Here is a 25,779-nt window from a genome sequence, read left to right as displayed (position 1 = left end):
CAGAAGAACGTGCAGAGGTCCGCAGATCTGGGTGGGGTGGGGACGGGGTCAGCTGATGTCGGTCAGCAGCCGGCCGCGCTCGGCCCGGCGTCGGGCCTGCTCGTCAGGATCGGGGACGGGCACGGCCGCGATCAGGCGGCGGGTGTACTCCTCCTGCGGACGACCCAGCACCTCCTCGCGCGGGCCCATCTCGACGAGGCGCCCGTGCTGCATCACCGCGACCCGGTTGGCGAGCGTGTCGACGACCGCCAGGTCATGGCTGATGAACAGGCACGCGAACTGCAGACGGTGCTGCAGCTCGGTGAACAGCTCGAGCACCCGGGCCTGCACCGACACGTCCAGCGCCGAGGTCGGCTCGTCCGCGATGAGCAGGTCAGGATCGAGCGCGAGGGCCCGCGCGAGGCTGACGCGCTGGCGCTGGCCGCCGGACAGCTCGTGCGGGAAGCGTTCGGCGTACGAGCCGCCGAGCTCGACGCTGTCGAGCAACGAGCGAACCTTCGCGTCGATCTCGGCCTGGCTCATCTCGGTCTGGACGTGCAGCGGCTCCGCGATGCACTGACCGATCGACATCCGCGGGTTCAGCGAGGCGGCCGGGTCCTGGAAGACGAACCCGAAGCGCGACCTCAGCGGACGCAGCGCGCGGTCGCTGCGTCCAGAGACCTGGTTGCCCGACACATGGATCGTGCCGCTGGTCGGCTGCTGCAGGCCCACGGTCGTACGCCCGACCGTCGACTTGCCCGAGCCGGACTCGCCCACCAGGCCCAGCACCTCACCCTTGCGGACCTCGAGCGACACGTGGTCGACCGCGCGGAACGCGGGCCGGCCGAAGCTGCCCGGGAACTCCACGACGAGGTCGTCGATCCTGAGCACCACCTCGTTGTCGTCGACCAGGCCGGGGCCGTCCTCGCGCCCCAGGTGCGGCACCGCGTCGAGCAACGCTCGCGTGTAGGGGTGCCGGGGAGAGGCGAACAGCTGGCGGGACGGCGCCTGCTCGACGATGTTGCCGCGATACATCACCACGACGCGGTCGGCCATGTCGGCGACGACTCCCATGTTGTGGGTGATGAGGACGATTGCGGTGCCTAGACGGTCACGCAGCGAGAGCAGCAGCTCGAGGATCGCGGCCTGCACGGTCACGTCGAGCGCGGTCGTCGGCTCGTCGGCGATGATCACGTCGGGATCGCACGCGATCGCCATCGCGATGACCACGCGCTGCTTCTGTCCGCCCGAGAGCTGGTGGGGGTAGTAGTCGACCCGCTCCTGCGGATCGGGCATCCCGACCAGCTCGAGCAGCTCGATCGCGCGGGCCCGGGCGGCCTTCTTGGAGATCTTCTGGTGGGCCTGCAGGCCCTCGATGATCTGCCAGCCGACCGAGTACACCGGGTTGAGCGCGGTCGACGGCTCCTGGAACACCATCGAGACCTGGTCGCCCCGGATGGGCCGCAGGTCGCCCGCACGCATCCCCAGCAGCTCACGGCTGCCGAGTCGCGCCGAGCCGGACACCTCGGCGGTGGACGGCAGCAGGCCGAGCACCGCGCGCGAGCTGACCGACTTGCCGGAGCCCGACTCGCCCACGACCGCCACGACCTCGCCGGGGGCGACGTCGAAGCTGATGCCGTTCACGGCCTTGACCTGGCCGGCGTCGGTGCGGAACGTGACTGCGAGATCGGTCAGCGACAGCGCCGCGACCTTCTTCTCCCCGTTGAGCGCCTCCCCGTTCAGTGCCGTGCCGTTCAGTGCCGACCCGTTGAGCGCGGTCCCGGTCGTGTCGTCCGATCCGCTGGTGATCTCCTCGTACTCGTGCGCGAGCTCGGCCTCGTCGGCCTCGGTCGTGTCGCCGCTGCGGGTGCGCAGCAGCGGGTTGAGGATGTCGTTGAGGCTCTCACCGACGAGCGTCGCGCCGAGCACGATCAGCACGATCGCGACACCCGGGAACACACCGGTCCACCAGATGCCCGACGAGGCGTCCGGCAGGGCCTTGTTGAGGTCATAGCCCCACTCGGCCGCGGCGGACGGCTCGATGCCGAAGCCGAGGAAGCCGAGACCCGCGAGCGTGAGGATCGCCTCGGACGCGTTGAGGGTGCCGATGACCGGCAGCGACGACGAGACGTTGGAGAAGATGTGCTTGCGCAGGATGCGCGGCGTGCGGACGCCCACGACCTTGGCCGCGTCGACGTACGGCTCGGCCTTCACCGACAGGGTCGCGTTGCGGATCACCCGGTAGTACTGGGGGACGAACACCACCGTGATCGACAGCGCCGCGGCAAGGATGCCGCCGAGCGCTCCGCTGCTGCCGCCCGACACGACGATCGACACGACGATCGCGAGCAGCAGCGAGGGGAATGCGTACAGCGCGTCCATGACCAGGACCAGCGCGCGGTCGAGCCAGCCGCCGAGATAGCCCGAGACGAGACCGAGCGGGACGCCGATCAGTCCGGACAGGATGACGGCCAGGAGGATGACCTCGACGGCGGTGCGGGCACCGTAGATCACCCGCGACAGCACGTCCGTGCCGCCGACGGTCGTGCCGAACCAGTGGTCGGCGGACGGCGGCTGCTGGGTGCCGAAGACGACGCCACCGGACCGGTCGGCGTTGAAGTCGTACGGAGCGAGCCACGGGGCGAAGATCGCCACGAAGATGAACAGGCCCACGAGGCCGAATCCCAGCAGGAGCATGAATCGCTGCAGCCCGTGGGACTGGCGGACGACGGCGGGCACGAACCGGCTCGGGCTCACAGAACGGCTCGACATCAGAACCTCACCCTCGGGTCGACGAACGCCACGATGACGTCGATGAAGAAGCTCACGGCGCCCACGATCAGCGCGATGAGCGTGACGATGCCCTGCACCGCGAGGAAGTCGCGCTTGATGAGGTACTCCGACAGCTGATAACCCAGACCCTTCCACTCGAACGTGGTCTCGGTCAGGATCGCGCCGCCCAGCAGCAGGGCGATCTGCAGCCCCATGACGGTCACGACCGGCACCAGGGCGTTGCGGAAGGCGTGCTTGTTCATCACGCGACGCTCCGAGATGCCGCGGGCGCGCGCGGCAGTGACGTAGTCCATCCGCAGCGTCTGCAGCAGGTTGACCCGCACGAGGCGCAGGAACACGCCGCCGGTCAGCAGGCCGAGGGCGAGCGCCGGCAGCAGGGCGTGCTGCAGGACGTCGCCGATGATCGCGGGATCGCCCCACAAGATGGCGTCGACGATCATGATGTTGGTCTGGGGGTGGACGTCCTGCAGGATCAGCTCGTTCGAGATGCTCGCGCGTCCCGAGGACGGCCAGCCGAACGGCGAAAAGGCCAGCTTGAGCAGCAGGCCCACGAAGAAGACCGGCGCGGCGTACACGAGGATCGAGAACAGTCGCAGCAGCACGTCCGGGACGCGGTCGCGGTAGCGCGCTGCCAGCCGGCCCAGCGGGATCCCGATCGCGAAGGCGACCAGGAGTGACCAGAACGCGAGCTCGAGGGTCGCGGCGCCGTTCTGGACCAGGATGTCCGAGACCTTGCGGTTGTCGGTCAGGGTCGTGCCGAAGTCACCGCGGAACAGCCCCGTGAGGTACTCCCAGTACTGGGTGAGGATGGGCCGGTCGAGGCCGGCCTCGGCCTTGCGCTCGGCGATCTGCTCGGCGGTGAGCCGGCCCCCGAGGGCGGCCTGGATCGGGTCGCCGATGACCCGCATGAGCAGGAAGACCATCGTGACGAGGACCCACACCATCGGCAGCAGGAGCGCGAGGCGGACGAGCAGGTAGCGGGCAAGTGGGCTGAGCATGCCGCGGCGCGGACCCGGTGGCTCGGTGCCGGCCGGGTCGAGCGGGGCGAGGACTTCGGCGGTGGCCATGTCTTCCTCTTCTGGTGGGACGTTTCGGGACTACGCGCGAAGGGGCGGACCCGGGTCGGGTCCGCCCCTCCTCACGGGATCACTTCGACAGCGAGGTGAACCGGAACTTGAAGGACGCGTCCAGCGTGTCCTCGAGTCCCTTCACGCCGTTGACGCCGACCGCGACCTGCGAGCCGGTCAGCAGCGGCAGATAGGGCACCTCGGTCGCGAGGCGGTCCTGGATCTGCTTGAGCGTGGCCTCGCGGGAGGCCTTGTCACCGTCGGTGCGCTCATCGTCGAGGAGCTTGGTCATCGTGGGGTCTGCGAACTCCGTCGCCTCGTCGTTGTAGTGCGAGTTGGTGAAGTTGCCGTTCTTCTTCTTCTCGGTGTCGTACGGCGCGAGGAACGGCGACAGGTAGTTGTCGGCGTCCGGGAAGTCCGGGAACCAGCCGAGCTGGAACACCGGGTACGCGTCGGCGTTGTACTCCTCGGAGTACGTGACCCACTCGGTCGACTGCAGGTCGACCTTGAACAGGCCCGAGGCCTCGAGCTGACGCTTGACCGCGTTGTACTCCTGGTCCGAGCTGGAGCCGTAGTGGTCCGGGTTGTACTGCAGCTTGATCGTCACCGGGGTCTTGACGCCCGCATCCTCGAGGATCTTCGTGGCGGCGGCCTTGTCGGGCGCATCGCCGTACGCGTCCTTGAACGCCTCGGTCGCTCCGGCCTGTCCCTCGGGCACCATCGAGTACGCCGGGGTGAAGGTGTCCTTGTAGACCTGCGACGCGAGCTCGGCGCGGTCGATCGAGGAGGCCATCGCCTGGCGGATCGCCTGCTTCTGCTCCTTGGTGTCGCCGGGCATCGTCTTGAGGTTGAACGTGATGTAGCGCAGCTCGCCGCCGGCGCCGGTGACCACGTTGAGGCCGTCGGCCTTCTCCAGGTCCGCGATGTCGGTCGGCGTCAGCGAGCGGAACGCGACGTCGATGTCCTTGTTCTTGATGTCGAGCTTGAGGTTCTCGGGCTTGGCGTAGTACTTCATCGTGACCGTCTCGGTCTTCGGCTTGCCGTAGGTGCCCGTGTAGTCGGGGTTGACCTTGAACTCGGCCAGCTGGTTCTTGCTGTACTTGGAGATCGTGTACGGACCGGAGAAGCCGTTGGCCTTGACCGCGGCGTCGTCGTCGAGGACCTTGTCGGCGGGGTAGGTGTCCTCGTCGACGATCGGTCCGGCCGACGTCACGAGGATCTGCGGGAACGTCTGGTCGTTCGGTGCGTTCAGCGTGAACGTCACGGTCTTGTCGTCCGTGGCCTCGACGCTCTTCATCGCGCCGAGCAGGGAGGAGGGGCCGCTCGGGTCGGCGATGTCGACGACGCGCTTGAACGAGAAGGCGACGTCGGAGGCGGTGAGGTCGTTGCCGTTGGCGAACTTCAGGCCGGGCTTGATCGTGCAGACGTACGTCGTGGGGGTGTCGAAGTCACAGCTCTCCGCGGCGTCGGGCGTGAGCTCGGTGCTGCCGGCGGGGAAGTTGAGCAGGTACTGGTAGACCTGCGTCTGGACGGTCATCGACCCGTTGTCGTACGAGCCGGCCGGGTCGATCGAGACGACCTTGTCGGTCGTGCCGACGAGCACACCGCTGCCGGAGCTGGAGTCATCGCTGCTCTTGCCGGAGCCACACGCGGCCAGGGCGACCCCGGCCATGGCGGTCACCGCGACGATCGCGGTACCTCGACGGAAATTCTTCATTGCTCTCCTCTGGGTCGAAGCGGTCGCCGACGGGGCGACAGCGGGAGTCCACATCATGGGACGGAGCCTTTTCGGCACGCTACACGCGGCGAAACAGGCTGTGGCGATCACGAACGTTGCAGTTTGATGACGGAGACAACCAATTCCACAGCCGCTGCCGGGGACGTCCCGAGCGGGACGAGAAGGTGTCCAAAGCCAAGACCTGACGATCAAACCTCCGTAATCTGAGTCGCCAGAGGAGTGACATGGCCGGGAGTGCACATGTGGCGGCGGAGCGTCTGAGAGGCGTTCTGGACGCCGTGGCGACCATGTCGTCCGATCTATCGTTGGAGGGTTTGCTGGAGCGGATCCTGCGACAGGCCGGTGACCTGGTCGATGCCGAGAGCGGCTTCCTGGACGTCCTCGATCGCCGCATCGGCACCTTCGCGGCGTACGGCATCGACGGCGTTGTCGACAACCAGCACCCGGGGCGGCTGCTGCTCGTGGACCTGCTGGAGCACCCGGACCGCCGCGTCGTGCGGGGAGCCGCGGGCGGGACGGACCCGACCGCGTTCATCGGCGTCCCGATCCGCATCCAGGACTATCTGTTCGGCAACCTCTACCTGATCGGCAAGCGGTCCGGTCCGGGCTTCACGCAGGAGGACGAGGAGATCGTCCTCGCCCTGGCCTCGGCCGCGGGGGTCGTGATCGAGAACGCCCGCCTGTACGAGGAGGGGCGGCGTCAGCGGATGTGGCTCGAGGCCGCCGCCGAGATCACGACGGCCCTGCTGTCGCCGATCTCGAGACCGTCGGCCCTGCTGCTGGTCGCGGACCGGGCCCGGGACGTCGCGGCGGCCGACTTCGTCGCGCTGCTCATGCCGCGCGACGCGGACACGTTCGTGGTCGAGGCCGTCTCGGGCGCCCCCGACGAGGGCATCCTCGGTGAGCCTGTGGACGCCCGGCACAGCGTCGCCGGCGAGGCGGCGCGGTCGCGCGAGACGGTCGTGGTGCCCGACACCGCGCTCGAGCCGCGGTACGAGACCCACAAGACGCCCGGCTGGCCGCACCTCGGCTCCCTGATGGTGCTGCCCCTGCGCAGCGGCGACGACACCGGCGCCCTGGTCGTCGGGTGGAGCAACTGCACCGACAACCAGCGGCGCGAGCTGGACCCCGTGGTGCCCCAGCGCTTCGCCGACCAGGCCGCGCTGGTGCTGCAGGTCGCCCGGGCCCAGGAGGACCAGGCCCGCCTGGCGGTCTTCGAGGATCGCGACCGCATCGGGCGCGATCTGCACGACCTGGTGATCCAGCGCATGTTCGGCATCGGGCTGCTGCTCGACAACACCGCCAAGCTGGTCACGTCCCAGGTCGCGATCGACCGGCTCTCCTCGGCGATCGACGACATCGACGAGACGATCAAGGACATCCGCCGCACGATCTTCGCGCTGAGCCCCGGGACGGGGACGAGCGACCTGCGCGCCGAGATCGACCACACGCTCCGGCACGCGTCCAAGCTGTTGGGCTTCACGCCCGACCTGCGCCTGACGGGACCGGTCGACAGCGTCGTGACCGACGAGGTCCGTGAGCACCTGATGGCGGTGCTCGGCGAGGCGATCTCCAACATCGTGCGTCATGCCGACGCCGGCACGGTGCAGGTCACCCTCGTCGTGGGGCGCGACATCGAGCTCACCGTCAGCGACGACGGGGTCGGCTTCAGTGACGGTCAGGCCGGCGACGGCCTCCGCAACATCCGGGTGCGCGCAGCTCTGCTGCGAGGCCGGTGCGAGGTCGCCGGCGCACCGGGCAAGGGCACGACGATCACCTGGACCGTACCGAGGAGCGCATCATGACCAAGGCACCCATCCGGCTGTTCCTCCTCGACGACCACGAGGTCGTACGGCGTGGGTTGCGTGACCTGTTCGAGCAGGAGGACGACATCGAGGTGGTCGGCGAGTCGGGACTGGCCGTGGACGCCGCGGACCGGATCCCGGCGATCAAGCCCGACGTCGCGGTGCTCGACGCGCGGCTGCCCGACGGCTCGGGGATCGACGTGTGCCGCGACGTCCGATCGGCCGATCCCGAGATCGCGGTCATCATCTTGACCTCGTACGACGACGACGACGCGCTGTTCGCCGCGATCATGGCCGGTGCCGCGGGATATGTCCTCAAGCAGGTGCGGGGCACCGACCTCGTCGACGCGGTGCGACGGGTCGCGTCGGGGCAGTCGCTGCTCGACCCGGCGGTGACGCAGCGGGTCCTGACGCGCATCCGCGAGGGCCGTCCGGCCGAGGACCCGCTGGCCACGCTGACCAGGCAGGAGCGCCGGATCCTCACCCTGATCGGTGAGGGCCTGACCAACCGGCAGATCGCCGCGGAGATGTTCCTGGCCGAGAAGACGGTCAAGAACTACGTGACCCAGCTGCTGTCCAAGCTGGGGCTCGAACGCCGCACCCAGGCTGCGGTGCTGGTGACACGTCAGCGCACCGAGGGCCGCCGCGACCACTAGGCCTCTCGGTGCTGGTGGCCGACCGTTACGCTGGGGGTATGAGCCACAACGATCACCTCGCCGACTTCGACCCCGACATCGCAGCACTTCTCGATGCCGAGCTGAACCGTCAGCAGTCGACGCTCGAGATGATCGCCTCGGAGAACTTCGCGCCCGTCGCGGCCCTGGAGGCGCAGGGCAGCGTGCTGACCAACAAGTACGCCGAGGGCTACCCCGGCAAGCGCTACTACGGCGGCTGCGAGTTCGTCGACCAGGTCGAGACGATCGCGATCGATCGCCTCAAGCAGCTGTTCGACGCCGACTACGCCAACGTCCAGCCGCACTCGGGTGCCACGGCCAACGCGGCCGCGCTGCACGCGATCGCCACCAAGGGCGACACGATCCTCGGTCTCGACCTCGCCAACGGTGGGCACCTGACCCACGGCATGAAGCTCAACTTCTCCGGCAAGCTCTACAACCCCGTCGCGTACCACGTCGTGCCGGAGACCGGCCTCGTCGACATGGACGAGGTGCGCTCGCTCGCGCACGAGCACCGGCCCACCGTGATCATCGCCGGCTGGTCGGCGTATCCCCGCCAGCTCGACTTCGCGCTGTTCCGCGAGATCGCCGACGAGGTCGGTGCCCGCCTCTGGGTCGACATGGCCCACTTCGCCGGTCTCGTCGCCGCCGGTCTGCACCCCAGCCCGCTGCCGCACGCGCACATCGTCACGACCACGACCCACAAGACGCTCGGCGGCCCCCGCGGCGGCGCGATCCTCACCAACGACCCCGAGATCGCCAAGAAGATGCGGTCGGCGGTCTTCCCGGGCCAGCAGGGCGGCCCCCTCGAGCACGTGATCGCGGCCAAGGCCGTCGCGTTCAAGATGGCCCTCGAGCCGGAGTTCAAGGAGCGCCAGCAGCGCACGATCGAGGGTGCGCAGATCCTCGCCGAGCGTCTGCTCGCCGACGACATGACCTCGGCGGGCGTCAAGGTCCTGAGCGGCGGCACCGACGTCCACCTCGTGCTGGTCGACCTGCGTGACTCCGCACTCGACGGCCAGCAGGCCGAGGACCGGCTCCACGAGGCCGGCATCACGGTCAACCGCAACGCGGTCCCCAACGATCCGCGCCCGCCGATGGTGACGTCGGGCCTGCGCATCGGCACGCCCGCGCTCGCGACCCGTGGCTTCGGCGCCGAGGAGTTCACCGAGGTCGCCGACATCATCGCCGAGGCGCTGCAGCCGGGTGAGGTCGACCTGGAGTCCCTTCGCAAGCGGGTGACCGTGCTGGCCGAGCGGTTCCCGCTCTACGCGGACCTCAGGCCGTTCACGGCGTGAAACGCGACTCCCGCGTCGGTTCCTGGTTCACCCCGGGCCTCATCGGGCTCCATGCGTTCGCGATCGTCGCGATCGTCTTCTGCGTCGTCATGGGCCTGTGGCAGGCCGGCGTCTACGACGACCGCCAGGCGCACGAGCAGGCCGACAAGCGTGCGGTCCCGCAGGTCGCTCTCACCGACCTGTGGGAGCCCGACGGACCGTTCCTGAAGACGTACAACCACCGGCCGGTGACGTTCGAGGGCGAGTTCGAGCCCGCGGACCAGCAGATCTGGGTCACCGACAAGGAGCAGGACGGCCGCACCGGCGCCTGGCTCCTGGCACCGGTGCAGGTCGAGGGCGGCGACACGATGCTCGTGCTGCGCGGCTGGGCCCCCGAGCCCGGCCCCTTCCCGAGCGTCCCGAGCGGCACCGTCACGCTGGACGCGGTGCTGGAGCCGGGCGAGAAGAACGCCGGCGCATTCGACGCGACGTCGCGGACCATCGGGTCCGTCCGGATCCCGACGCTGATCAACGAGATGCCCTACGACCTGTACTCCGGCTACGCGATCAACACCGATCCGGCGCTCAGCGGCGGCCTCGACCTCGTCCCGCCCCCGTTGCCCGAGGACGTCTCGTGGACGGTCGGGCTCAAGAACCTGGCCTACGCGCTGCAGTGGTGGGTCTTCGGCCTGTTCGCGGCGTTCATGTGGTGGCGGATGTCGAGCGAGACACGGGCGGCTTCACGGGCGAAGGTATCCTCGACGTCGTGAGTGGACTGGCTAAGACGTACCGTGTCATCGCCTACGTGGTGGGCATCAACCTGATCTTCGTCATCGGGGCCTGGATCGGACAGCTGACGACAGACGACACGTCGTGGTTCAACCGCAACTCCGACATGATCGGGGTGATCGACATGATCCACGGCTATCTCTTCATGGCGTTGCTGGTGCTGATCGCCGTGCTCTCGCGCCGTCACCGGTGGACCCCGGCCTTCACGATCACGACGATGCTGTTCGCCACGATCCCGCTCGTGAGCTTCTGGGCAGAGCACCGGGCCACGCAGGCCATCCGCGCGGATCGGGCCGAGAGCACTCTCTGACCCCTGCGGTCAGCGGCCCGTGAACGTGGCCTTGCCCGGACCGTCGCGCAGGAACGACTCCATGCCGCCCTGCAGGTCGTCGGTCGCGAACAGACCGGCCGCGATGCGCGTGGTGTGCGCGTTCGCCTCTGGCACGCCGCCGGCCTCGAAGTGCCGCAGGATCTGCTTGGCCGCGCCGAACGCCCGGGTGGGCCCGACCGCGACCTGACGCACGATCTCGAGCACCGCGTCGTCGAAGCCGTCGACCGCGAGCACGCGGTTGACGACGTTCCAGCGCTCGAGGGTCGCCGCGTCGTACAGCTCGCCGGTGAAGACGAGCTCCTTGGCGCGGCCCACCCCCGCGCGCCCCGCGAGCCGCTGGGTGCCGCCCATCGTCGGGGTGAGCCCGATGACGCGCTCGACCAGGCCGAACTTCGCCTTCTCCGAGGCCAGGACGATGTCGCACGCGAGGGCCACCTCGAACGCCCAGGTGAGCGTCAGGGCGTGGGCGGCGAAGAAGGTCGGGACGTCGAGTGCCTCGATGCGGTTGGGCAGCTCGACCATCCGGTCGTAGAGCGCCTGGGTGTCGGCCTGCGTCTTGCGGGCGTGGAACTGGGCGACGTCGACGCCGCCGGAGACGACCCGGCCCTCGGCCCGGACCAGCAGGGCGCGGGGCGGATCGGCCTCGACCTCGTCCAGGGCACGGTCCAGCTCCTCGTGCAGCTCGAGGGAGTACAGGTTGACCGGCGGGGCGCTGAACGTCAGGACTGCGATGCCGTCGGACGTCCGCTCGATCGTGACGCTCATCGGCCGGCCGCGGGATCGTACGAGCCGCCCTTGTCGGCGACCGCGTTGCGGTAGGCCAGGACGGCGGCGAGGACCGCCGTCAGGAGCAGGATGCGGCGGAAGGGGTGGTGTCCCGGGCTCTTCGACATGGCGCCCACCATAGCCAGCAGATCGGTCACCGCCGCTCCCGCCAGCCGCGGGGCCGGAGTTGTCCGTTCGTGGGATGATGACGACAGCACATCGAAAGGAATATCCCTGTGGCCTCGCAGCTCATCGCGACCTTCACGACCAACCACGGCAACATCGTCGTGGAGCTCTTCCCCGACCACGCCCCCGAGACGGTGGACAACTTCGTCGGCCTCGCCGAGGGCACGAAGGAGTTCCTCGACCCCGAGACCCGCAAGCCCACCACGAAGCCGTTCTACGACGGCCTGGTGTTCCACCGCATCATCAAGGACTTCATGCTGCAGGGCGGCGACCCGCTCGGCACCGGGACGGGTGGCCCCGGCTACACGTTCAAGGACGAGTTCCACCCCGACCTGAAGTTCGACCGCCCCTACCTGCTCGCGATGGCCAACGCCGGACCGGGCACCAACGGCTCGCAGTTCTTCATCACGCTGGTCCCCACCACGTGGCTGAACCGCAAGCACACGATCTTCGGCGAGGTGGCCGACGACGTGAGCCGCGAGGTGGTCGACAAGATCGGACAGGTCAAGACCGACCGGTTCGACAAGCCGGCTGAGCCGGTCGTCATCGAGAAGGTGACGATCTCCCGCAAAGACGCCTAGCTCGTGAACCTCCCTGCGGAGGACTATCGCTGCTACCGGCACCCCGACCGCGAGGCGTACATCTCCTGCCAGCGCTGCGGGCGGCTGATCTGCCCGGAGTGCATGCGGGAGGCCTCGGTCGGCTTCCAGTGCCCCTCGTGCATCGCGGAGGGCGCGAAGACCGTACGACAGCCCAAGAACCTCGCCGGAGGTGCCGTCACTGGCACCTCCGGCGCGGTCTCGCTGGCCCTGATCGTCATCAACGTGCTCGCGTACGTCGTGACGGCGGCGACCGGTGGGCAGTCCGGCTCGTTCTTCCGCGACGGAGCCCTCGTGGGCTACTTCGTCGCGGACGGCGAGACCTGGCGGCTGGTCACGTCGGCGTTCCTCCACGCGGGGCTGCTGCACCTGCTGTTCAACATGTACGCCTTGTACCTCTTCGGGCCGTTCGTCGAGCGAGCGCTCGGGACGATCCGGTTCATCGTGGCCTACGCGACCGTCGCGATCGCCGGCTCGGTGTTCGTCTATCTGCTGGCACCGCCCGGAGTCGCCACGATCGGCGCGTCAGGTGCGGTGTTCGGCCTCTTCGGCATGGCGATGATGTTGCTGCTGAAGGCCAAGCAGGACATCACGACACTGCTGGTGCTGCTCGCGATCAACGCATTCATCAGCGTGGCCGGCAGCAACATCAGCTGGCAGGGACACCTCGGCGGCTTCGTGGCCGGGGTCGTCCTCGGTGCCGTGATCGCCTACGCACCGCGCGAGCGCCGGCAGCTGTTCCAGGCGGGCGTCATCGTGGTGGTGTGGATCGCGATGATCGCCGCGGTCGTGCTGCGCACCGCGTCGCTGACCGGTTGAATCACACCGGTGTGAGTATCAACAACTGTGCACACCGGTGTGGATAACTACATGGGTGTGATTCACTCCCACTTCATCGCGAAGCCGAAGGCCGCGACGATGAAGCCCATGCCGATCACCAGGTTCCAGTTGCCGAGATCCTGGTACCACTGCAGGAATGACGGGTAGTTGACGTCCTGGCCGTTGAGCACGTAGTAGATCACGATCCAGATCAGACCGATGATCGCGGAGGTCACCATCGCGGGACCGGCCCAGCGGTTGCCGATCCTCTGGGGCTGCGGGCCCTTGGAAGTCTTGTCTCTCGCCACGTCGTGCTCCGAAGGTTGCTGCGGCCGGGCCGCATCGTAGGTGGTCTCGGCTAGCCTAGTCGGCGTCGGACCAGGGAGGAATTGCGGCATGGCCAAGCGCGGCACGCACGCACGCCAGCAGGCGTCCTTCGTCGTGCTCCTGATCTTCGTGCTCACCGGGTTCCTGTTCGTGGCCGCCTCGGTCAGCGCCGACGGCACCGACCTGCGTCCCACCGGCGGGGACGTCGGATCCCTCCTGCGCGAGCGGTCCGAGCGCATCGACGCGCGCCGCGCGGAGGCCAACACGCTGCGCTCGGAGATCGACCGGCTCTCGTCCAGCGTGTCGGGCCGGAGCCTGGACAAGCTGCGCAAGCGCGTCGACGCCCTCGAGCCGGCCACCGGGCTGACCCCGGTGCGTGGCCCGGGCGTCCGGGTCACCCTGACCGATGCGCCCGACGCCGGCGACCTGTCCGGGGTCGACCCCAACTGGCAGGTCGTGCACCAGCAGGACATCCAGGCGTACGTCAACGCGCTGTGGGCAGGAGGGGCCGAGGCGATCTCGCTGCAGGGTCAGCGGCTCATCGCGACGACCGGCATCCGGTGCGTCGGCAACGTCGTGATCCTCGACGGCGTCCCGTACTCACCGCCGTACGTCATCGAGGCGGTCGGCGACCAGACTGGCATGAGCAGCTCGATGATCACCTCGCCCGACACCGCGAGCTATGCGGACTACGCGCGGCGCTACAACCTCGGTCTCGAGATCGAGCAGCTCGACGCCGTGACGATCAAGGCCTACACCAACCCGATCTCGCTGACGTACGCGAAGGCCCCGGCGCCCTAGGGGCGCCGGGGGGCCTCACTGACCGTCGGGCAGCGCGCCGCCGTCGGAGTCCGCGCCGTCCGTCGGCCCACCGTCGGTCGCGCCTCCGTCGGTGTCGCCACCGTCCTCGCCGGTGTCGCCCGGGTTGGTCGACACCGTCAGACGGACCGTCGACCCCGGCGAGACCCGCGTGCCGGGAGCCACCGACTGGGCGGTCACCTGGTTCTCCGGTGACGTCGAGTTCGGGTCCTCGGTGATGTCGGCCTTGAGCCCGATGTCCTCCAGGGCGCTCCTGGCGTCCTCGACGTCCTGCCCGACGACGTTGGGCACCTCGACCTGGCCCTTGGACACGATGAGCGTGACCGTGGAGCCGACCTCGACGGAGGTGTTGGCCGGGGGGTTGGTGTTGAGGACCGTGTCCTTGGACTCGGTGCTGTCCTGGGTGTCCTTCTTGACCGACAGGCCCATGTCCTCGAGCAGCTTCTTGGCGTCGGAGTAGGAGTACCTCACGAGGTTCGGGACCACGACCTGGTCGGGACCCGAGCTGACGATGAGGTCGACCGTCGAGCCCTCGTCGACCTTGGTGCCCACGGGCGGATCGGTGTCGATGACGTCGCCCTCGTCGACGTCCGAGCTGGCCCGCTCGGAGGTCCCGCCGACCACGAAGCCGGCGTTCTCCAGCCTCGTCGTGGCGTCGGGGACGCTCTCGCCACGGACGTCGGTGACCGCCTTCTGGGCCACGGGCTTCTCGTCGCTGTCGAACGCCCCGGTCATCCACAGGACGCCCAGGATCGCTGCGGCCACCACGGCGAGGATGGCCGCGACGGCCCACCACGTGCCCTTGCGGTCCTCGTCCTCGTCCTCGTCCGGGTCGGCGCCGCCGTTGCCGGTCGGCGGCGGCAGGACCGGCGCGGCGGGAGCCACGGCGGTCGCGCCGGGCACGACGGCGGTGGCCGCGGTGGGTGCGTCGACGGGCAGGCCCGCCAGGACGCGCTCGATGTCCTTGCGCATGTCGGCGGCGCTCTGATAGCGGTCCTCGACGCGCTTGGCGAGCGCCTTGGCGACGATGCGGTCGATGTCGGGGCTCACGTCGGGGTTGAGCTGCGACGGCGGCCGGGCCTCCTCGCGGACGTGCTGATAGGCCACCGACACCGGGCTGTCGCCCACGAACGGCGGACGTCCGGTCAGCAGCTCGTACAGCAGGCAGCCCGTCGAGTAGATGTCGCTGCGGGCGTCGACGGTCTCGCCGCGCGCCTGCTCGGGGGAGAGATACTGCGCTGTGCCGATGACGGCGGCCGTCTGCGTCATGGCCGAGGAGGTGTCGGCGATCGCGCGAGCGATGCCGAAGTCCATGACCTTGACCTGCCCGGACGGCGTCAGCATGACGTTGGCGGGCTTGATGTCGCGGTGGATGATGCCGGAGCGGTGGCTGTAGTCCAGCGCGCTCAGGACGTCGGCGGTGATGGACAGCGCACGCTCGGGCAGGATCTTGCGACCGTTCTCGGCGCCGCGCAGGATGTCGCGCAGCGTCTGGCCCTCGACGTACTCCATGACGATGTAGGGCACGTGGCTGCCGTGCTTGTCGATCGACTCGCCCGTGTCGTAGACCGCGACGATCGAGGGGTGGTTGAGCGCGGCGGAGGACTGGGCCTCGCGGCGGAAGCGGGCCTGGAACGTGTCGTCGGCCGACAGGTCGCTACGCAGCTGCTTGACCGCGACGGTGCGCCCGAGGCGCAGATCGCGCCCCACCCGCACGTCGGCCATGCCGCCGCGACCGAGCAGTCCGCCCAGCTCGTAGCGGCCGCCGAGGCGTATCGGCTCGTCGGTGGCGCCAGTGTCGCCGGATTCGGTCATGGTTCTCAGTCTCCCAGAGTGTGTGTCACGGAGGATGTCGGTGCAGTCAGGCGTGTCATTTGCCGAGCACTGCCTCCATCACGGACTTGGCGATCGGGCCGGCGAGGCGCCCACCGGCGATCTCGTTGCGCGCAGTGTTGCTGGACTCGACGAGCACGGCCACCGCCACCGAGTCGTCGCCGTCCTTGGCGTACGACACGAACCAGGCGTAGGGCGGGCGGTCCGCGGTGGACTGCGCCGTGCCGGTCTTGGCACCCACGTCGATGCCGGGGATCTGCGCGGAGGTGGCGGTGCCCACCTGGACGGTGCTCACCATCATCTCCTGCAGCTTGCGGGCGGTGCTGGCGCTGACCGCCTCGCTGAGGGTCTTGGGCTGGGTCTTGTCCAGGACGCGCAGGTTGGGGGCGCGGACGGTGTCCACGACGTACGGCTTCATGACCTTGCCGTCATTGGCGATGCCGCCGGCGACCATGGCCATCTGCAGGGGCGTCGCCGCGACCTCGAACTGGCCGATGCCGGACTGGGCGAGCTGCGGCTGCTCGAGCGGGGTGTCGCCGGAGGTGAAGCGGCTGGGGTTCATGGGCAGGTCCGCGAGCGGGTCGGTGCCGAAGCCGAACTTGCCGGCCTGCTCGGCGAGGTCCGTCTGGCCGACCTTGAGGGCGAGGGCGCCGAAGGCCACGTTGCACGAGACGTTCATGGCCTGCTCCAACGTGATGCGGTCGCCGCCGCAGTTGCCGCCGTTCTCGTTGGGGAGCGTGTACGTGATGCCGCCACCGAACGAGAGCCGGGCGCCGGCCTTGATCTTGTCGTCGACGTCGTCGACGACGCCCTTCTCGAGCGCCGCTGCGGCAGTGACGAGCTTGAACGTCGACCCGGGCGGGAGCGTCTGCTGGGTCGTGCGGTTGAGCATGGGCTGGTTCTTGTCGGTGGTGAGCTCCTCCCACGACTTCTGGACCTTGGCGAAGTCGTGGCTCGCGAGGCGGTTGGGGTTGTACGACGGTTGGGTCACCATCGCCAGCACCGCGCCGGTCTTGGGGTTGATCGCCGCCACCGCGCCCTTGGTGCCCTTGCCGAGCGCCTCGAGGCCCTCGGCGGCCGTCTTCTGCGCGAGCGGGTCGATCGTGACCTCGACGCTGCCGCCCTTGGGCTGCTTGTTGGACAGCAGGTCGATGACCCGGTTGACGAAGAGTCGGTCGTCGCTGCCCGAGAGGACCCGGTTCTCGGAGTTCTCGAGCGCGCTGCGGCCGAAGATGTACGAGAAGTAGCCGGTCAGCGGAGCGTACAGCCCGCCCTCGGGGTACTTGCGCTGGAACTTGTACTCGTCCTTGGACTTCACGCTCTCGGCGATCGGCTTGCCGTCGACGAGGATCGAGCCGCGGTCGCGGGAGAACTCCTCGTTGATGACCCGCTTGTTGCCGTTCTTGGCGTTGAGGCTGTCCGCCTCGACGAACTGGACGTAGTTGATGTTGACCAGCAGGGCCATGAACATGACGAGGCATGCGATGGCCAGGTTGCGGATGGGCTTGTTCACGACAGCTTCACCACCTGGGTCGCCTCGTCACTCTCGAACGTGGAGATCTCGGGGGCCGGGCGCCTCGTCTGGTCGCTGATCCGCAGCAGCAGGCCGATGATCGCCCAGTTCATCACGATGGACGATCCGCCCTGCGCGAGGAACGGGGTGGTCAGACCGGTGAGCGGGATCAACCGGGTGACGCCACCGACGACCACGAAGACCTGGATCGCGATCGACAGCGCCAGGCCTGCGGCGAGCAGCTTGCCGAACGCGTCGCGGCAGGTCAGCGCGATGCGCAGTCCGCGCTCGACGATCAGGCCGTAGATCATGAGCACGGCCATGAGGCCGGTGAGGCCGAGCTCCTCGCCCAGTGAGGCGGCGATGAAGTCGGAGAAGCCGAACGGGGTGAGGTTGGGACTGCCCTGGCCGAGCCCTTGTCCGAGCAGACCCCCGTGCGCGAGCCCGAACAGGCCGTTGATGACCTGGTAGTTCTTGTCCGGATCGGAGAACGGGTCGAGCCAGGCGTTGACCCGCACCTGCACGTGTCCGAAGGCGAGATAACCCATGTAGGCGCCCGCCGCGAACAGCAGCGCCCCCACGACCAGCCAGCCGGGGCGTTCGGTCGCGATGTAGAGCAGCACCACGAACAGGCCGAAGAACAGCAGCGACGAGCCGAGGTCGCGCTGGAAGATGAGGATGCCCATGCTGAGCAGCCAGCCGGCCAGGATCGGCCCGAGGTCGCGGCCGCGGGGAAGGTCGATGCCCGCGAAGCGGCGCCCGGCCAGTGCGAGGGCGTCGCGCTTGACCACGAGATAGCCGGCGAAGAAGATCGCGAGGCAGATCTTGGCCGCCTCTCCGGGCTGGAAGCTGAACGGACCGATCCCGATCCAGATCCGCGCGCCGCGGATGTTGCGCCCGATGCCGGGCAGCAGCGGCAGGATCAGCAGGACGATCGCGGCAAAGCCGAACGTGTAGGTCAGCGCCTGCAGCCGGCGGTGGTCGCGGACCACGATCAGCACGAGGGCAAAGGCCACGATGCCGAAGCCGGTCCACATGAGCTGACCGTTGGCGAGGGCCTTCCAGTCGGGGTTGACCTGCTGATACCCGAGGTCGATCCGGTAGATCATCGCCAGGCCGAGGCCGTTGAGGGCGATCACCAGCGGCAGCAGCACGGGATCGGCGTAGGGGGCGACCCGGCGCACCACGAGATGGGTTGCGATCGCCACCACGATGAGCGCGCCGCCCAGCTTGTAGGTGTCGGACGGGATCGTGCCCTCGACGCCGAGGCCCACCGAGGCGTACGCCGCGATGCCGATGAAGACCGCCAGGACGGTCAGGAAGAACTCGGCGCCCCGTCTCTTGCGGGGGACCCAGACGGGAGTCGTCATCGCGTCCACACCACGTTGGCCGCGGTCGGCGTCCTGCTCGACGTGGAGGGCTTGGGGCTGCGCGTGGTCTTGCGGGTCGGCGTGGGCGTCGGGGTCGGCGCGATCACGTCCAGCTCGGCGACGGTCTGCTTGGCGTCGTCCTTGCTCGAGGCCTCCACGCCGTCCTCGATCTCGCGTCGCTGGAAGTCGCTCAGGGACGACAGCTCGATGTCGGTCAGCTCATCGACGTGGGACAAGGTGACGCCAGGGATGTCGATCTGGACGCCGCGGTAGATGGCGACCCGGCCGTCCTTGGCCGCGACGTAGTACTGGTCCTGCGACCACTGGTAGGCGTAGGTGCCCGCGGCCGCGAGGACCGCCGCGACAGCCAGGAGGCCCGCCGTCCAGCGCAGCCAGCGGCGGCGTGCGGGGGGCTGCGGGGCGTACCGGAGCTCTTCGGGGTCGAACGCCGTGGCCGTGTCGGTGCTGCTCGAGCCCGATCCCGTGCGCGGGCGGGACTGGCTGGCTGCGGCGCCGACGAGCTGGGGCTGCCCGTCCGACGAGGACAGGTGCTCGTCGGGATCGGTGCCCGCCTCGACGAACTCGGCGATCACCACGGTCACGTTGTCGACGCCACCGGCCTCGAGCGCGAGTCGTACGAGCTCGGTCGCGGCCATGTCGATCGTCTCGGCGCTGAGGGCGCGCCGGATGACGTCGTCCTCGACCATGTCGGTCAGGCCGTCGCTGCACAGCAGATAGCGATCGCCGGCCATCGGCTGGATCCAGCTGAGGTCGGCCTCGCCCTCGTCGCGGCCGAGGAGCGCGCGCAGGAGCAATGAGCGGTGGGGGTGCACGCGCGCCTCGGCGCGGGAGATCTTGCCCTCCTCGACCAAGCTCTGCACGAACGTGTGGTCGGTGCTGATCTGGGTGAGGGTGCCGCCGCGCAGGCGGTACGCCCGCGAGTCGCCGAGGTGGGCGACGGCCAGCTTCTCGCCGTCCCAGAGCATGACCTCGAGAGTCGTGCCCATGCCCTCCACCGCGGGATCCTCGCGGATCAGCTCACCGAGGCGGATGTTGGCGAGCTCGACTGCGCGGGCGACCGCGTCGAGGGCGCTGCCGTCGATGTCACGGTCGAGCTGGCGGATGATGTGCATCGCCTCGGACGAGGCGAGGTCACCCGCGGCGGCCCCGCCCATGCCGTCGGCGATGGCCAGCAGGCGATCGCTCGCGTAGCCGGAGTCCTGGTTGGTCGAGCGGCGCAGACCGGTGTCGGTGAGCGCGACGTATCGATAGGTCAGGGCTGTCATGGCCTACTTCTGCAGCTCGACGATGGTCTTGCCCAGCCGGACCTGGATGCCCAGGCCGATCGGGATGGGTGTCGTGATGCGCTGGCTGCCGAGGTACGTCCCGTTGGTCGATCCGAGGTCCTCGACGAACCACTGCTCGCCGTTGGTCGCGAAGCGCGCGTGCCGCGTCGAGACGTAGTCGTCGTCGAGGCGGATCGCCGCGTCGGTGCCGCGTCCCAGCAGGATCGGCTTGTCGCTCAGCGGGACGCTCTGCCCGGTGTTGGGCCCGGAGACGACCTGCAGCTTGGTCGGCACGCCGCGGGGGGTCTTGCGAGGCTTGGTCGCCGGGGCCTTCTGCTTGGCGGGGCGCGGCGTCGAGGGGGCCTTGGTGCCGAAGATGTCCGAGCGGATGACCGAGACGGCGGACAGGACGAAGAGCCACAGCACGGCCAGGAAGCCGAGCTTGATCAACGTCAGGGTGAGCTCGGACATCAGGCGGCCTCGTTCATCCGGATGACGAGGACGGTGTTGCCGAGCCGGATCTCCGAGCCGTCCCCGACGACCCCCGTGGAGACCTTGTGGCCGTTGAGGATGACGCCGTTGGTCGAGTTGAGGTCGACGATGGTCACGGTGGTCTCGCTCCCGCTCTGGTGGATCTTGATCTCCGCGTGGCGGCGCGAGATGCCGGGGTCGTCGATCTTGAGGTCGGCCTCGTTGCCGCGCCCGATCACCACGCCAGGTGGCTGGAGCGGGTGCTTCATGCCGTTGACCTCGATCACGACGTTGGACGAGCGCACCGCGGTCTCGGTCATCCGCTGTCCGACCACGGGGGTGACCGATGCGGTGGTACGGCTGCGGACGCGGAACCGTCCGGTGCTGAGCTCGCCGGTCTTCTTGAACGAGATCGCCAGCGGGCCGGTGAGGGTGTAGCGCTGCTCGACGACGTGCTCCTTGACGAGCGTGGACAGCTCGTCGGCCAGCGTGCTGCTGAACGGGTTGAGCCGTTCGTAGTCCGAAGGCGACAGCTCGACCGTGAAGTCGTTCGGCACGAGCATGCGCTCACGGGAGAGGATGTGCGCCGAGTTGTCGACCTCGCGCTGCAGCGCGGCGGCGATCTCGACGGGCTGCACGGCGCTACGGAAGGCGCGCGCGAACGCACCGGTGACCGCTCCTTCGAGCCGTTGCTCGAAACGTTGCAGCACCCCCGCCATCAGCTCTCACCTCTTCGTCGGTCCATGTTTCCATGTGATCGTATCGGGACGGGGTGAACAGGCGAGTCAGCGCGGAGGGGGCAGCCGTGGAAACCTCCTCGCACGGGCCTGTTAGACTGACTCACCGGTCCCCGGGTCAGCCCGAGGACCGCAGCACGAACACTGCGCGGGTGGCGGAATGGTAGACGCGCTGGCTTCAGGTGCCAGTGTCCGCAAGGGCGTGGGGGTTCAAATCCCCCCTCGCGCACAGAAATGACGAAGGGCCCCGACCGGGTTTTGGTCGGGGCCCTTCGTTCTTTCTGACAGAGGTCCGAACGGGGTGTTCGTCGGGTGGGACCGCCTCTAGTTGAAGTCGAGCACGATGCGACCACGCACCCCGCCGCCGGCCAGCAGCTTGTGGGCCTCCGCTGCCTGCTCCGCCGGGAAGGTCGTGGCCACTCGCAACGTCAGCGTGCCGTCCTCGGCCTGCTGACGGAGTCGGTCGAGCTTGTCGGTGTGGCCGATGGCGGAGAAGACCCAGATGGGGTGCACCGAGATGCCGCGTTCGGCCGGACCGTCCCACCCGCGGATGGTCGCCAGCGCCCCGCCGTCCTTGATGGCGTCGAGCGTCTTGTCGATCTGTACGGCGCCGTCGGTCAGGCCGTCGACGCCCTCGGGCACGGCGGCGCGGATGTTGGCGGCCACGTCGTCGCCGCGGGGGACGACGATGTCGGCGCCGAGCTCGCGGACGAGACCCTCCTCGCCCTCCTTGGCGTCCGCAACGACCCGCAGGCCGTCGGCCTTGGCCAGCTGCACGACGTATCCGCCGAACGACCCGGCCGCACCGGTGACGGCGACGGTGCCGCCGGCGGGGACGGCCATCTCGTCGAGGGCCAGGCGCGCGGTGAGAGCGTTCATGAGCAGGGTCGATGCCGCCGCGTCGTCGGCACCGGCGGGCGCGGGGACGACCTGCTCGGCAGGCAGCACGATCTGCTCCTGGTAGGCGCCACGCGTCTCGCTGGTGGGAGCGACCACGGCGATCACGCGGTCGCCGACCGCGAACCGGTCGACTCCTGGCCCGAGGGCGTCGACGACGCCGGACAGGTCCATGCCCGGGATGTGTGGACCGGTCGGCACGTCGCCGCCGCGGTAGTAGGCGCCGCGGATCATCGCGGTGTCGGTGGGGTTGACGGTCGCGGCGTGGACGCGGATGCGGATCTGACCGTCCTGCGGATCCTGCACAGGAAGGTCGAGCACCTCGAGGTCGTCCTCGTCGCCGGGCTTGGTCACTCCGATAGCTCTCATGTCGTGGACAACTCGACCTGCACGATGCCTATTCCGTCCGGCTGGCGGGGTGCAACTCTCGCGAAGCCTGTGACAGACAGTGTCCTGTTCGGAGTCCTGCTGCTGGTCATAGGTGCGCTCATCATCTTGCAGGCCCACAGCGTGGACGACGGAGAGGTCGTGGATCGTGCAGAGGAACGCATCGGGCTGGCCCTGATGGCCGGATCCGCCCTGTGCTGGACGGTCTGGGTCGTGCTCGTGGGCATCCGCCACGAGGCCGATCGGGTCCTGGACGCCCTGGGCGCCGCCCGCCCCGCGCACGGCGAGGACCCCACTGACGCTTGACGGTCGCGCCCGGACCGATCAGCCCGAGGCGCCGGCCGGGCTGCTCTTGGCGTGCTGCTCGAAGTCCTTCGGGCTGAACTCGCCGTCCTGCAGGTGCTTCTCGATGTCCTCGAGGCTGTGGCCGGTGAGCTCGGGCAGGAGGCGCCAGACGAAGATCCACGCCGCGACGTTGAACAGGCCGTAGAGCCAGAACACCTGGCCCACGCCGAACGTGTCGATCATCGTCAGCAGGGTCAGCGTGATGAGCAGGTTCGTCCCCCACAAGGTCGCCGACTGGGCGGCCGTCCCGGCGCCGCGCACGGCGAGCGGGTAGATCTCGGAGCCGGTCAGCCAGCCCATCAGCTGCAGGCCGCCCGCGTTGAACAGCATGAACACGACGAGGCACGCGACGATGAACGGGATGTTGTCCTTGCCGGCGTTGTCGGTGACGAAGAGCGCGCCCAGCACGAACAGGGCGATCGCGGCCCCCGGCACCATGATCAGCGTGAGGCGGCGTCGTCCGACCTTGTCGACGATGATCAGGCCCACGATCATCATGATCAGGTAGGTCACGCCGAGCGCTACGCTGACGCGCAGGGCCGCGGAGGTGGAGAAGCCGTTGTCCGTCAGGATCGTCGGCGCGTAGTAGATGATCATCTCGATGCCGGAGAGCTGGGTGAAGGCGGCGACGCCGCATCCCACGACGAGGGCCGGCCGCACCCACGGCTGACGCAGGCCGCTCCACCCGCGATGGCTGCGCTTGGTCTCCTTCTTGCGCTTCTCCAGCTCCACGATCTCGCTGAGCTCCTGCGAGATGTCGAAGCCCTCGGGGCGTACGCGCTCCAGCACCTGCTCGGCGTCATCCGTGCGGCCCTGCTTGACCAGCCAGCGCGGGCTCTCGGGCAGTCGCAGCTGCAGCACGAGCATGAGAAGCGCAGGAAGCGCAGCGGCGCCGATCGAGATGCGCCAGTCGACCTGCTCCGAGGCACCGACCAGGGTCGCGATGACGATGCCGACGCCGATCGCGAGCTGGAAGCACAGGACGAGGCGGCCGCGGATCGCGGCCGGCGCCATCTCGGCGACGTACATCGGGACGGTCTGGGTGGCCCCGCCGACGGCGAAGCCGAGCAGCACGCGGGCCGCGGCCAGGAGGGTCGCGGTGGGGGCGACCGAGCAGGCGAGGCTCCCGATGATGAACACCAGGCAGATCAGCAGGATGGTCTTGTGCCGTCCCCAGCGCTCCGAGAGCACGCTGCACGACAGGGCTCCGATCACCGCGCCCAGCAGGATGCCCGCCGCGATCGACTGCTCCATCGCGTGGCCGGTGTCGAACTCGTCACCGATCTGCAGGAGCGCACCCGAGATGATGCCGGTGTCGTAGCCGTACAGCAGCCCGCTCACGGCGGAGACCACCGCGACCATCAACATGAGGCCGTTGAGCGCCTTGGGCTGGGTGTCTTCCTGTGTCTGGCTCATCGGTCCCCCGGGTGTGTGATGCCGTCGAGGGACTGAATACCCCGCAACGACGGGGTCACACCCCGGAAAACTCGCGCCCCCCGGAGCCGCGGTGCCTCCGCCACCGTTTGAGCGTGGGGCGGTGCGTACGCCACCGTTTGGGCCTCGATCCGCCGTTATTCGGTGGAGGAAGCACCGCCCGGTCCCGAGACGGTGGAGGAAGCACCGCCCGGATGTTTCACGTGGATCCAGACCGGCCAGCCCGATGCCCTTGCTGGCTCCTGTGACGATGGCGGTCTTGCCGGTCAGACCCAGGTCCATGGCGGTGCCGATCTACTGGACGAAGCGTTGCACGAAGGCCAGTGCGGTGTCGGCGATCTCCCGCCAGCCGCTGTCGACGTTCAGGGCGTGGCCACGGCCCGGCATCTTGACGATCTCGGTGACGCCAGGGTTGTGACGTTGCTTCTTGTACGCCGCGTGGGCCACGGCCCACGGGACGGTGTTGTCGTTGTCGCCCGAGATGATCAGGAGGGGTCCGCGGTCGGGGTGCCGGGTGTCGACCTTGACCTCGGTCCACGGGTTGACGTTGGCGACGGCCGCCTGGAACAGCGGCAGCCCGGGGGCCGGGACAGCGTACGTGTCGTACAGCTGCCGGGCCTCGTGGGCGTTCACGGCGTTGGCGAAGCCGTAACGGAACTGTTGGTACGTCAGCGGGACCGCGCGACCGCGGTTGACCGGGTTCGCCAGCACGGGGGACGCCGAGCGCAGGGACGAGACCGGCACGGGCAGGACGCCCCGGAACGCCGCCGGCGAGATCGCGACGGTGGCCGCCGAGAGGCCGCGGCCGGCGAGCATCTGGGCCAGCAGGCCGCCGAACGAGTGGCCGATCAGCACGGGGGCGCGGTCCAGCTCGTTGATGATCGCCGCGTAGTGGCCGGTCACCCGGCCGACGGTCTTGCCCGCCAGGACGTCGGGATGCGCATTGGCCTCGGCGACCGTGTCCGGGTCGTCCGGCCACCCGGGGGCCAGGGCGGTGTAGCCGTTCTTCTCCATCACCGCTGCCCACTTCTCCCAGCTGTTGGAGAGCAGCCAGAGTCCGTGAATGAACACCACCGGCGTCCGTCCCGAGGCGTTGCAGGCGGCGATCTGCTGGGCGGTCCGGTCGTCGATGACGTGATCTGGGGTCGTCACGGGTCCTCCTTCGGCGCCCACCCGAACGGGTGGCGCGGACCGGACCACGCGGGTTGTCGGTGCAGCGACCTCTGGCGAAGAACCCGGTCTACCTACGTCGGAACGTAGACCCGGACCCCGGAGGAGTCAACGTTTCGCGGGTCCCCCGTCAGGACGAGGGCTCGGTCTCCGCGTCCGCGTCGAGATCCGGGTCGCCCGGCTGGCCCTTGGGCTCGTGGTCCGTCGTCGACTCCGTCACCGGGCCGTTGCCCAGCACATCCTCGGGGCCGAAGCCGGACGTGTCCTTCAGCGGCTGGGGGTCTTCGGCCGGCTGGTCAGCCGAGGTGTCGTCACTCATGGGTCTCCCTCCACATCCCGGCGACCGTCGCCGGTGGCATCTTCATACC

At 69.0% G+C, this 25,779-nt stretch carries 25 protein-coding genes and 1 tRNA gene; 10 read left to right on the top strand and 16 right to left on the bottom strand.

Features of this window, described 5'->3' with window-relative positions; all coding sequences use genetic code 11:
- Window positions 1-48 precede the first annotated feature (48 nt).
- The 3 genes from GEV27_RS00455 to GEV27_RS00445 all read right to left on the bottom strand — a co-directional run bounded on the left by GEV27_RS00455 (window position 49) and on the right by GEV27_RS00445 (window position 5,556).
- On the bottom strand, window positions 49-2,751 hold the full coding sequence (locus GEV27_RS00455) for a dipeptide ABC transporter ATP-binding protein (RefSeq protein WP_153933199.1): 2,703 nt from the start codon (window positions 2,749-2,751) through the stop codon (window positions 49-51).
- Window positions 2,751-3,839 carry an ABC transporter permease gene (locus tag GEV27_RS00450; protein ID WP_228764903.1) on the bottom strand — a complete coding sequence of 363 codons (1,089 nt, stop codon included), beginning with the start codon at window positions 3,837-3,839 and terminating at the stop codon, window positions 2,751-2,753. The genes GEV27_RS00455 and GEV27_RS00450 overlap by 1 nt, the downstream gene beginning before the upstream one ends.
- Before the next feature lie 79 nt (window positions 3,840-3,918).
- Window positions 3,919-5,556, bottom strand: coding sequence for an ABC transporter substrate-binding protein (locus GEV27_RS00445; RefSeq protein WP_153933198.1), 1,638 nt, complete (start codon window positions 5,554-5,556; stop codon window positions 3,919-3,921).
- A 326-nt stretch (window positions 5,557-5,882) separates the two neighbouring features.
- Here GEV27_RS00445 and GEV27_RS00440 point away from each other — a divergent pair, with 326 nt between their 5' ends.
- From GEV27_RS00440 to GEV27_RS00420, 5 genes are read left to right on the top strand one after another with little or no spacing between them, the layout of a single operon-like run.
- Complete coding sequence (locus GEV27_RS00440; RefSeq protein ID WP_194944094.1) at window positions 5,883-7,382, top strand: GAF domain-containing protein; 1,500 nt, start codon at window positions 5,883-5,885, stop codon at window positions 7,380-7,382.
- Window positions 7,379-8,038 carry a response regulator transcription factor gene (locus GEV27_RS00435; protein WP_153909725.1) on the top strand — a complete coding sequence of 220 codons (660 nt, stop codon included), beginning with the start codon at window positions 7,379-7,381 and terminating at the stop codon, window positions 8,036-8,038. Before GEV27_RS00440 ends, GEV27_RS00435 begins: the two co-directional genes overlap by 4 nt.
- Before the next feature lie 38 nt (window positions 8,039-8,076).
- Window positions 8,077-9,354 (top strand): serine hydroxymethyltransferase, encoded by a 1,278-nt coding sequence (gene glyA / locus GEV27_RS00430; protein ID WP_153651223.1) that lies wholly within the window; start codon window positions 8,077-8,079, stop codon window positions 9,352-9,354.
- Window positions 9,351-10,103, top strand: coding sequence for an SURF1 family protein (locus GEV27_RS00425; RefSeq protein ID WP_153933196.1), 753 nt, complete (start codon window positions 9,351-9,353; stop codon window positions 10,101-10,103). Before glyA ends, GEV27_RS00425 begins: the two co-directional genes overlap by 4 nt.
- Window positions 10,100-10,432 (top strand): DUF3817 domain-containing protein, encoded by a 333-nt coding sequence (locus tag GEV27_RS00420; RefSeq protein WP_153909723.1) that lies wholly within the window; start codon window positions 10,100-10,102, stop codon window positions 10,430-10,432. The genes GEV27_RS00425 and GEV27_RS00420 overlap by 4 nt, the downstream gene beginning before the upstream one ends.
- Window positions 10,433-10,441: 9 nt before the next feature.
- Here GEV27_RS00420 and GEV27_RS00415 read toward each other — a convergent pair whose 3' ends face one another.
- Together GEV27_RS00415 and GEV27_RS17940 are read right to left on the bottom strand one after the other, a co-directional pair.
- Complete coding sequence (locus GEV27_RS00415) at window positions 10,442-11,218, bottom strand: enoyl-CoA hydratase/isomerase family protein (protein ID WP_153933195.1); 777 nt, start codon at window positions 11,216-11,218, stop codon at window positions 10,442-10,444.
- Entirely contained in the window at window positions 11,215-11,346 is a 132-nt protein-coding gene (locus GEV27_RS17940) for a hypothetical protein (protein ID WP_255489009.1), read from the bottom strand. Before GEV27_RS17940 ends, GEV27_RS00415 begins: the two co-directional genes overlap by 4 nt.
- A gap of 108 nt (window positions 11,347-11,454) precedes the next feature.
- On the opposite strand from GEV27_RS17940, the gene GEV27_RS00410 reads away from it, so the two are divergent.
- Both GEV27_RS00410 and GEV27_RS00405 read left to right on the top strand, forming a co-directional pair.
- Window positions 11,455-11,985, top strand: coding sequence for a peptidylprolyl isomerase (locus GEV27_RS00410; protein ID WP_153651227.1), 531 nt, complete (start codon window positions 11,455-11,457; stop codon window positions 11,983-11,985).
- A 3-nt stretch (window positions 11,986-11,988) separates the two neighbouring features.
- Complete coding sequence (locus GEV27_RS00405; RefSeq protein WP_153909722.1) at window positions 11,989-12,822, top strand: rhomboid family intramembrane serine protease; 834 nt, start codon at window positions 11,989-11,991, stop codon at window positions 12,820-12,822.
- A 62-nt stretch (window positions 12,823-12,884) separates the two neighbouring features.
- Here the strand turns inward: GEV27_RS00405 and GEV27_RS00400 are convergent, their stop codons facing one another.
- The gene (locus GEV27_RS00400; RefSeq protein WP_243838831.1) at window positions 12,885-13,130 is read right to left on the bottom strand and encodes a cell division protein CrgA; all 246 of its coding nucleotides are present in this window, start codon (window positions 13,128-13,130) and stop codon (window positions 12,885-12,887) included.
- 88 nt (window positions 13,131-13,218) lie between these two features.
- On the opposite strand from GEV27_RS00400, the gene GEV27_RS00395 reads away from it, so the two are divergent.
- Window positions 13,219-13,950 carry a DUF881 domain-containing protein gene (locus GEV27_RS00395; protein ID WP_153909721.1) on the top strand — a complete coding sequence of 244 codons (732 nt, stop codon included), beginning with the start codon at window positions 13,219-13,221 and terminating at the stop codon, window positions 13,948-13,950.
- Between the two features lie 15 nt (window positions 13,951-13,965).
- Here the strand turns inward: GEV27_RS00395 and pknB are convergent, their stop codons facing one another.
- The 6 genes from pknB to GEV27_RS00365 are packed head-to-tail and all read right to left on the bottom strand — an operon-like array spanning window position 13,966 to window position 21,160.
- A complete protein-coding gene (gene pknB / locus GEV27_RS00390; RefSeq protein WP_153933194.1) occupies window positions 13,966-15,783 on the bottom strand; it encodes a Stk1 family PASTA domain-containing Ser/Thr kinase in 1,818 nt (605 codons plus the stop codon).
- Window positions 15,784-15,838: 55 nt separating this feature from the next.
- Window positions 15,839-17,314 (bottom strand): penicillin-binding protein 2, encoded by a 1,476-nt coding sequence (locus GEV27_RS00385; protein ID WP_309221943.1) that lies wholly within the window; start codon window positions 17,312-17,314, stop codon window positions 15,839-15,841.
- Window positions 17,311-18,684 (bottom strand): FtsW/RodA/SpoVE family cell cycle protein, encoded by a 1,374-nt coding sequence (locus GEV27_RS00380; protein ID WP_153651233.1) that lies wholly within the window; start codon window positions 18,682-18,684, stop codon window positions 17,311-17,313. Before GEV27_RS00380 ends, GEV27_RS00385 begins: the two co-directional genes overlap by 4 nt.
- Entirely contained in the window at window positions 18,681-19,970 is a 1,290-nt protein-coding gene (locus GEV27_RS00375; protein WP_153909719.1) for a PP2C family serine/threonine-protein phosphatase, read from the bottom strand. Before GEV27_RS00375 ends, GEV27_RS00380 begins: the two co-directional genes overlap by 4 nt.
- Window positions 19,971-19,973: 3 nt before the next feature.
- Entirely contained in the window at window positions 19,974-20,441 is a 468-nt protein-coding gene (locus GEV27_RS00370; RefSeq protein WP_153909718.1) for an FHA domain-containing protein, read from the bottom strand.
- The gene (locus GEV27_RS00365; protein WP_153651236.1) at window positions 20,441-21,160 is read right to left on the bottom strand and encodes a DUF3662 and FHA domain-containing protein; all 720 of its coding nucleotides are present in this window, start codon (window positions 21,158-21,160) and stop codon (window positions 20,441-20,443) included. Before GEV27_RS00365 ends, GEV27_RS00370 begins: the two co-directional genes overlap by 1 nt.
- Before the next feature lie 164 nt (window positions 21,161-21,324).
- On the opposite strand from GEV27_RS00365, the gene GEV27_RS00360 reads away from it, so the two are divergent.
- Window positions 21,325-21,407 (top strand) — tRNA-Leu (locus GEV27_RS00360).
- Window positions 21,408-21,502: 95 nt separating this feature from the next.
- On the opposite strand, the gene GEV27_RS00355 is transcribed toward GEV27_RS00360, so the two are convergent.
- Window positions 21,503-22,444, bottom strand: a complete 942-nt coding sequence (locus GEV27_RS00355) for an NADP-dependent oxidoreductase (protein WP_153933193.1) — start codon at window positions 22,442-22,444, stop codon at window positions 21,503-21,505.
- 69 nt (window positions 22,445-22,513) lie between these two features.
- On the opposite strand from GEV27_RS00355, the gene GEV27_RS00350 reads away from it, so the two are divergent.
- On the top strand, window positions 22,514-22,768 hold the full coding sequence (locus GEV27_RS00350) for a hypothetical protein (protein ID WP_153933192.1): 255 nt from the start codon (window positions 22,514-22,516) through the stop codon (window positions 22,766-22,768).
- Between the two features lie 18 nt (window positions 22,769-22,786).
- On the opposite strand, the gene GEV27_RS00345 is transcribed toward GEV27_RS00350, so the two are convergent.
- The 3 genes from GEV27_RS00345 to GEV27_RS00335 all read right to left on the bottom strand — a co-directional run bounded on the left by GEV27_RS00345 (window position 22,787) and on the right by GEV27_RS00335 (window position 25,730).
- On the bottom strand, window positions 22,787-24,223 hold the full coding sequence (locus GEV27_RS00345) for a sugar porter family MFS transporter (RefSeq protein ID WP_153933191.1): 1,437 nt from the start codon (window positions 24,221-24,223) through the stop codon (window positions 22,787-22,789).
- A gap of 312 nt (window positions 24,224-24,535) precedes the next feature.
- Window positions 24,536-25,393, bottom strand: a complete 858-nt coding sequence (locus GEV27_RS00340; protein WP_309221942.1) for an alpha/beta hydrolase — start codon at window positions 25,391-25,393, stop codon at window positions 24,536-24,538.
- Between the two features lie 148 nt (window positions 25,394-25,541).
- Complete coding sequence (locus GEV27_RS00335; protein ID WP_153933190.1) at window positions 25,542-25,730, bottom strand: hypothetical protein; 189 nt, start codon at window positions 25,728-25,730, stop codon at window positions 25,542-25,544.
- Window positions 25,731-25,779: the final 49 nt, after the last annotated feature.

The organism is Aeromicrobium sp. S22 (assembly GCF_009661045.1).
In the GTDB taxonomy this organism is placed as follows: domain Bacteria; phylum Actinomycetota; class Actinomycetes; order Propionibacteriales; family Nocardioidaceae; genus Aeromicrobium; species Aeromicrobium yanjiei.
Note: the sequence above shows the minus strand (reverse complement) of the source record. Positions and strands in the feature narration are given on the sequence as shown.